The 7163-nt window shown below is 53.0% G+C and carries 6 protein-coding genes and 1 riboswitch; of the genes, 3 read left to right on the forward strand and 3 right to left on the reverse strand.

Going from position 1 to position 7163, the window contains the following annotated elements:
• A riboswitch (cyclic di-GMP riboswitch) is annotated at nucleotides 1–75 on the forward strand. This riboswitch is flagged as partial in the annotation.
• Between the two features lie 52 nt (nucleotides 76–127).
• Entirely contained in the window at nucleotides 128–445 is a 318-nt protein-coding gene (flgM, locus tag VKV29_RS11840) for a flagellar biosynthesis anti-sigma factor FlgM (protein WP_324201519.1), read from the forward strand.
• Nucleotides 446–609: 164 nt separating this feature from the next.
• Here flgM and VKV29_RS11845 read toward each other — a convergent pair whose 3' ends face one another.
• The 3 genes from VKV29_RS11845 to VKV29_RS11855 are packed head-to-tail and all read right to left on the reverse strand — an operon-like array spanning nucleotide 610 to nucleotide 2700.
• A complete protein-coding gene (locus VKV29_RS11845; RefSeq protein WP_324201520.1) occupies nucleotides 610–1086 on the reverse strand; it encodes an NUDIX domain-containing protein in 477 nt (158 codons plus the stop codon).
• 8 nt (nucleotides 1087–1094) lie between these two features.
• Nucleotides 1095–1952 carry a ParB/RepB/Spo0J family partition protein gene (locus VKV29_RS11850; RefSeq protein ID WP_324201521.1) on the reverse strand — a complete coding sequence of 286 codons (858 nt, stop codon included), beginning with the start codon at nucleotides 1950–1952 and terminating at the stop codon, nucleotides 1095–1097.
• Nucleotides 1906–2700 (reverse strand): ParA family protein, encoded by a 795-nt coding sequence (locus tag VKV29_RS11855; protein WP_324201522.1) that lies wholly within the window; start codon nucleotides 2698–2700, stop codon nucleotides 1906–1908. Before VKV29_RS11855 ends, VKV29_RS11850 begins: the two co-directional genes overlap by 47 nt.
• A 76-nt stretch (nucleotides 2701–2776) precedes the next feature.
• Between VKV29_RS11855 and VKV29_RS11860 the strand changes: the two genes are divergently transcribed.
• Complete coding sequence (locus VKV29_RS11860; RefSeq protein WP_324201523.1) at nucleotides 2777–5575, forward strand: UvrD-helicase domain-containing protein; 2799 nt, start codon at nucleotides 2777–2779, stop codon at nucleotides 5573–5575.
• A gap of 282 nt (nucleotides 5576–5857) precedes the next feature.
• Entirely contained in the window at nucleotides 5858–6895 is a 1038-nt protein-coding gene (gene rsgA / locus VKV29_RS11865; protein ID WP_324201524.1) for a ribosome small subunit-dependent GTPase A, read from the forward strand.
• The last annotated feature ends 268 nt before the right edge of the window (nucleotides 6896–7163 follow it).

Raw genomic sequence — 7163 nt, forward strand, 5'->3', positions numbered from 1 at the left:
AAACCCATAGAAATGTGGGGGCGCAAAGCCATGGGCCTGTAGGGGTTTATCCCCCATGGTTGCCAGGTTGCCGTCCTCGACTCAGTTCGGCGCGGTTATCGCGTCTTAATGGTCAGGAGGCAAGACAATGCAAATATCTACTGAGGAAGTGAATCGTCTGTTAGCCGCCACGCCGGTACGTGGTGCGAACGTTAAAAGCCGATCGGCTCGTTCTCGAACTGGCGATTCGTCTTCGACCAGTCCGGAGGCTGTCTCCATCGAGATATCCGCCAAGGCGCAGGATATCCAGAAGGTCAAACAGGCTATCGAGCAGGTTCCCGATGTACGAATGGATCGGGTTCTGCAGCTGAAGGCCCTCGTGGAGAGCGGTCAATATCATGTGAGTGGAGAAGAGGTTGCCGACCTCATGATTCGGCGCACTCTCGCCGATAACACGGCACTGTGATCGTAATTGACTCCAGACAACAAAAGGGCAGGTGAACTCCTGCCCTTTTTACTGTGGCGCTCCTCACCCGCAAGAACCTTCTTTTTTGAACCCTGTTGTGGCACACTAAATCCCTCATTTGGCAAAAGTTGAAGGGCAGACGGGGAATGTCAAACGTTTGACACTCACCGAATAAAGGTCATAAGCCGATTTGCCCAAGCATCGAGTGCGTTCTGGCGACTGTCTGGAATGATAAGCAGAGCTTCTAGGTCGGAAGGAGTACACCAGCAAAAATCGGATGCTTCCGCGCCGAGGCGCAGCTCGCCTTCAACGTACTCAACCAGAAAACAGAGGACAAAGCTACGATGTACATTCCCATCTGGATAGGCAACAATGCTCTGAGGATCGGTGTTAATAGAAATAAGACGCACAACCCGTGTCAAGAGGCCGGTCTCTTCTAACACTTCACGCACACAGCATTCGGCAGCAGATTCGGTGGGGTCAATACGACCACCAGGCAGTGACCAATAGTCGCTCTGTCGGCGCTTGAGGAATAAAATACGCCCTGCAGAATCCATGAGGACGGCAGAAACGCCGGGATGAAGCGGCACGTTGGGGGAAGGAGCGAGGGGATCGTGGAAGTAAAAACGCTCTTTTCGCATCGGAGTGTTTAACCTTCCTGAGGCACAAGGTGGTCAAGAAGACGCTCGAGTTCATCGAGAGAATAGAAGAAAATTTCGATGCGCCCCGCACCACTCGAGGCGAAATGGAGAGCCACGCGTGTCTTAAGAGCACCCTGCAGCCGTTCTTGGATGTATTGAATCTGTGGGTCCGGAGGAGAGGCAGGAGCAGGGGAAGGAGAGATAGCCTGACGTGCGGCTTTAGCCATACGCTCCGTTTCCCTAACGGAGAGACCGCGCGATTTAACAACAGCCCAAAGACGGAGGATGGCATCGGGACGCTCGGCCATCATAAGGGCACGACCATGCCCTTCAGATATCTCGCCGCGTTCAAGGCTCTCCTGAACCTCTTCCGGCAGTTGTAAGAGGCGCAAAGCGTTGGCGATGGCCGTTCGGGTCTTGCCTACACGTTGTGCCACCTGCTCTTGAGTCAGCCCAAATTCGCGCATCATTCGAAAGTAGGCCTTGGCGGCTTCGATGGGAGTGATGTCCTCTCGTTGAAGGTTTTCAACTATGGCCACCTCAAGCATCTCCCGTTCGGAACAGGCGCGCACCATAGCGGGGATGCGGGTTAGCCCAGCCCGTTGGGCCGCACGAAGACGACGCTCACCGGCTACCACCTCAAATTTGCCCGAATCGGTCTCCCTTACAAGGATGGGCTGAAGTACCCCATGCTCACGAATGGACTGGGCTAACTCCTCAAGCGCCACCGGGTCAAAGAGCGTTCGGGGCTGATAGGGATTGGGTAGAATCGCCGCGATATCTATCTCGCGCACCTGACCCTGAGAAATTTCCGCAGCCTCAGGAAGCAGCATGGCGAGACCGCGACCGAGTCCGCGTTTGGCCATATATCTCCTCCGCAATTTTTTTGTAAGCAAGCGCACCACGAGAGCGGGGATCGTAGAGAGCTATCGGCAGACCATGACTGGGTGCCTCAGATAAGCGCACATTGCGAGGCACCTCGATAGCAGAGACCTTGTCCCCGAGAAATTGACGTACCTCATCGGCTACTTGTTGTGAAAGACGAGTGCGCGAATCGACCATGGTTAAAATCACCTTGGTGATCTCCAACTTGGGATTCAATCGCTGACGAACTAACTCGATGGTGCGCAAAAGTTGGGAGATTCCCTCTAGTGCGTAAAACTCCGCTTGTAGCGGTATGATAAGTCCCTCAGCCGCAACCAAAGCATTTACCGTAAGAATGCCCAAAGAGGGGGGGGCATCTATGAAAATCAGATCGAAATGCCCTACCGCCGGCTCGATGGCCTCGCGTAGATAGTTATCACGCCCGATTTTAGGCATTAGCTCCAATTCGGCACCCGCCAAATCGATGGTGGCAGGAAGCAAGGAAAGACCTGCGATGGGCGTTTCTACCAGAGAATCGAGAAGGGGGTGGCCCTCTACAAGCACTTCGTAAGTCGAGTGCTCTAAGGACTTTCTGTTGATGCCAAAACCGCTCGTCGCATTCCCCTGCGGGTCGAGATCAATAAGCAGAGTTCGGGCACCTGCCAGGGCAGTATAGGCCGCAACGTTGATAGCCGTTGTGGTTTTCCCTACCCCACCCTTTTGATTGACGATCGCGTATACTGTGGCCATGTTGTACCCAAAGGATGCCAATACGTGTTGGAAAGAAGTATACTCCAAGAAACAGACAGATGAGTAAGGGGGCGTCATGTTGAGTTCTACCTTCACCCGATCGCAACAAGCGGCTATCGAGGCTCTGGATAAAGATGTTTGTGTGTCGGCAGGAGCAGGGTCGGGGAAGACCAAAGTTTTGGTGGAGCGCTTCGTTCGGATTATTGTTGAGAGCAAGCGTGGAAGCCTGCCTGAAGAGCTTCGAGCTACACCGGAACATATCCTTGTCATCACCTTTACCGATAAAGCCACCCGCGAAATGAAAAACCGAATCATCGAGGCGTTTCGATATCTGAATCTGATGGAAGAACTGCGCCAGATCGAGAATGCCTATATCAGCACCATTCACGGGTTTTGCGCGCGACTGCTGTTAGAAAATCCTTTTGAAGCCCAGATAGACCCCCAATTTCAGGTGCTTGATGAGATAGGAGCCGCCCAACTTCTGCGTCGTTGCTGTGAACAGGAGTTAGATCGCCTAGTAGAGAAAAACGATGCACGAATACAGGAGCTTTTAACAGCTATGCAAGAGGGCCACCATGAATTGCAAAACAGTCGTGATTTCACTGTTTTGTTGGCCGAGTCAATGGAACATGTGCTCGCAACCCTGCGAAATGCCGGATGGCAGCAAGAGGATGTCGAAAGCTTGGCTGCCACATCGTTAGATGGTATTGCTAGAAGAAACCTAGAGTGTGTGCGCACCTTTTTTGAACCTATCGTCTCTGAGATAAAGGGGTGTCGCGATGCCCTTGTGCCGCTTCTTGGAAGTTTGAGGGGAGGAATGCGCGAGCTAGCAGACAGTTTAGCGAGCCAAATAGCGGCATGTCCTGAAGATAAGGGCGATCCCTACTCCCTACTAGAATGGTTTAGTAGAATAAAACACCTCATGAGGAGACGGAATTATCATGCAACTGGCCCCGGCGAACGTGATCTTTTGCCTGTTCTCTATCGCATAAGAGAGGCCGTGACCCAGGCGCTGAAGGTGCACCAAACTACCCGCGAGCTGGAGAGACAGTCGGCCTCCTGTTGTCATAACTTTCTGGAATTATTGCTTCATGTGTGGCGGGCATATGAGGAGAGTAAGCGCCGTCTCGGCTGTCTAGATATGGAAGACCTGCAAAGCAAGGCGGTACAATTGCTGGAAAACTTTCCCTCGGTACGTCATCGCTACCAGAAACACTTCCGTCATCTATTAGTAGATGAGTTTCAAGATACGAATCGTCTGCAAGTACGCCTCATTGAACTGCTACATGAGGAAGACGGTCGGATTTGCAACAGAAAATTTCTGGTTGGTGACATCCAGCAGTCCATCTACGGCTTTCGTGGGGCAGAGCCTCTGCTGTTTCGGGAGGTCATTCGCCAGGCAGAAAACGAACAAAAGCATGCCCATGTGCGGCTTACCGATAATTTTCGCTCTCGGCCTGAAGTGCTTCAACTGGTTGAACGGGTGTTTAGTCAGCACACCTTCGTTGAAGAGAGCTTTGAACCTCTGACACCCGGGGCGGACTTTCTGCCGAAAGAGACTCCCTCCATAGAGATTCTGCTTGCGAGAGAAATGCGTAGAGACGAGTATCAACTTAGAGAAGCGGAAGCTTTGGCCATTCGCATCCGTGAGATTGTGGAGAACGCGCAGCTACATATCACCGCCCGCTCCGACCCGAGATGTGGAGAGCCTGTGCGGTGGCGCGATATCGCCGTGCTATTTCGTACCCTAACAAGGGTAGCACTTTACGAGGAGGCCTTTGCCCGCCACGGGGTACCCTGTTTTGTTGTAGGTGGGGGACGTGGCTACTACGCCAGACACGAGGTTCGCGACCTCGTAAATCTCTTGGCGTATCTAGATTCCCCTTTTGATGATAAAGCGTTGACTGCCGTATTGCGCTCGCCGTTTGTTGGACTTAGGATCGATTCGCTGGTGGAACTGCACCGCCTTCGAGGAGAAAGAAGTTCTGAGCCGCTTCATCTTTCTCTCGGTTCCCTGCTAAACTCGCAGGTTTTGACCGAAAGGGAAAAAGAAAGGCTGCACCGCTTTCTGCAGATCGTAGAGACGCTTCGTGCACAAGAAGATCGACTTCCTGTCGGCCAAATTTTGGAGAGGCTTATTCTGCATACAAACTACGACATTTGTCTCCTAAGTCGGCCTAATGGCCGGCGAAGATTGGCGAATATGCGTAAACTCCTGCAGATGGCGAGTGCAGAGCCGGTCTTCGGTGTCTCTTCCTTCATTCAGCAACTAAAAGAGATCGAAAAGCTCTCCCCCCGCGAAGGGGATGCCCCAACGGAAGAGGAGGAGGCAGACGTGGTGCGGCTGCTAACCATCCATCGGGCTAAGGGACTGGAGTTTCCTGTGGTGTGCTTGGCCGATCTTTCACACCCATCCCAACTGCCCTCACAGGAGCTGTTTGTCTGCCATGGCAAAACTATGGCCATCGGTAGCCGAATTATGGGAGAGCGCGATCTCGCCTACAGTGTCATCGAGGAACTGCGGTTGCAGCGCGATCAAGAGGAGTCTACTCGGCTGCTCTATGTCGCTCTTACCCGCGCAAAGGAGCATCTACTGCTTTCCGGATGTCTCAGCGAACGGTCTTCAAAGTCGGAGAATTGGGCGTCTTGGCTGTTTCCCATGCTAGGAGTGAATGATGCCGCGGTAGAACCGCAAATACGGTCCTTAGTGGGCGGATTGAAGGCTCGCGTGATGGCAATAGCGCATAGTGAAATAAATGACAGGGATAATGAAGCCTATCTGAGAGAAAAGAGTGTGGATGCTCTTGCAGAAGCGTTGGCGAACCCTGAAAAAACTGCAAGTAGTGCAACAGAGTGCACAAGGGGAAGTGAATAGGATTTGCCGGCTCTATTCACGGTATAATAGACGCAGATACGATTATGGGCTGCAACTCGCTCTTAATGTCGCCCGATTTTAGAGGACTTGCGGGATAGATTCCTTACAACTTGTTTTAACAGTATCCTTATTACACAGGGATTCGCCGAAAAGATCGCCACGGGCGGCAAACAATTGTTTCTTCAGCAGCCGAGTCAACAGTGTGGTTACGCCGTGGTGAGTGGACTTCCCATCCGTAAATGTTCATGTACACCTAGGTGTGCATGGGAATGAGGAGAAAGAATGGCGTCGGAGGCGTACAAGGCTCAGAACGAGAAAGATGATATAGCCTGCAGGGAGCTGCAGGAAGGCATTGTATTGAAAGTGCTAAGCGGTACCTACATAGTGCAAGCGGAGGCAGATAAAAGCAGTGATCCGCCTCGCTATACCTGCATCTTAAGAGGCACCCTTCGCAAACAGCTTACCTACACGGAAAGTGCGGCGCTCCCTCGCCGGGTTGTCAAGGCGAAAAGACCCCCACAAACCGATGTCGTGGCCGTTGGCGACCGGGTGCTCTTTTCCATTTTGCCTAACCATACCGGCGTTATCGAGGAGGTACTGCCGCGGCGGACACGCTTCGCCAGAGCGGCCTTTCGAGGCAAGGAGCAAACGCTTGTTACCAATCTGGACCAGCTAGTTGTGGTCTTTGCTTGTGCCGAGCCGAACCCCGACCCGTGGCGCATAGACCGTTGGCTGGTGGCAGCCGAGGCGTTTGGTCTGGAGGCCGTTCTGGTAGCCAACAAGCGTGACCTGGTGGATGAGGCGCAATTTCAAAACAGTTTCGGTGAGTTCGCGGCTCTGGGCTATAGAGTTCTGCCAACAAGCGCATTGAAAGAGACCGGCATTGAGCCGCTTCGTCAGGTGCTGCGCGGACGTATTTCGGCCTTTACCGGCCCTTCTGGGGTGGGCAAGTCGAGCCTGCTCAACGTTCTGCAACCGGGTTTGCATCTGAAGGTTGGAGCGGTTGGCGATGTTACCCACCGAGGACGGCATACCACCACCGTACGCGAGCTTTTTCCTCTAGAAGGAGGCGGATGGGTGGCCGATACACCCGGCCTGCGACAGCTAGAGCTGCCTGCCCTCTCTCGGCAAGAGTTGGCCGAATGCTTTGTGGATTTCAGGCCGTTTCTCGCTACCCCCTGCCGGTTTCGCGACTGCCGGCACGAAACCGAACCCGGATGTAGCCTTAAAATGGCGGTAGAGCAGGGGCAGCTTTCTGCTAGGCGCTATCGAAGTTTCCTCGAAATCGCTCATGAGATAGAACAGGATCGCTCTAAATAAATAAGCCTACATTTCTAGTCAAATAGGGCAAATCGCCTTCGTGTGGAATGAAGTGAGAAAAGTTCTTGAAACCGAACACTTCACGGTTGCGTAGTCTCTTCAAGAAAGAGAGCGCTCCGTGAGACCGATGGGGACGATCACACTCGTGGAAGAAAAGGATTCCGACCTCGTACAGCGTACGCTGTGTGGGGACTGGTCCGCTTATGATCAACTCGTAAAGCGTTACCAGCGCCAAATCTATAACTTCGCCTACCGAATGATGGGCAAT

The organism is Chthonomonas sp. (assembly GCF_035294165.1).
GTDB lineage: Bacteria > Armatimonadota > Chthonomonadetes > Chthonomonadales > Chthonomonadaceae > Chthonomonas.

Coding starts and splice junctions, on each gene's coding strand:
- VKV29_RS11855 (WP_324201522.1), bottom strand. CDS start 2,700: ATGGCCACAGTATACGCGATCGTCAATCAAAAGGGTGGGGTAGGGAAA.
- flgM (WP_324201519.1), top strand. CDS start 128: ATGCAAATATCTACTGAGGAAGTGAATCGTCTGTTAGCCGCCACGCCG.
- rsgA (WP_324201524.1), top strand. CDS start 5,858: ATGGCGTCGGAGGCGTACAAGGCTCAGAACGAGAAAGATGATATAGCC.
- VKV29_RS11845 (WP_324201520.1), bottom strand. CDS start 1,086: ATGCGAAAAGAGCGTTTTTACTTCCACGATCCCCTCGCTCCTTCCCCC.
- VKV29_RS11850 (WP_324201521.1), bottom strand. CDS start 1,952: ATGGCCAAACGCGGACTCGGTCGCGGTCTCGCCATGCTGCTTCCTGAG.
- VKV29_RS11860 (WP_324201523.1), top strand. CDS start 2,777: ATGTTGAGTTCTACCTTCACCCGATCGCAACAAGCGGCTATCGAGGCT.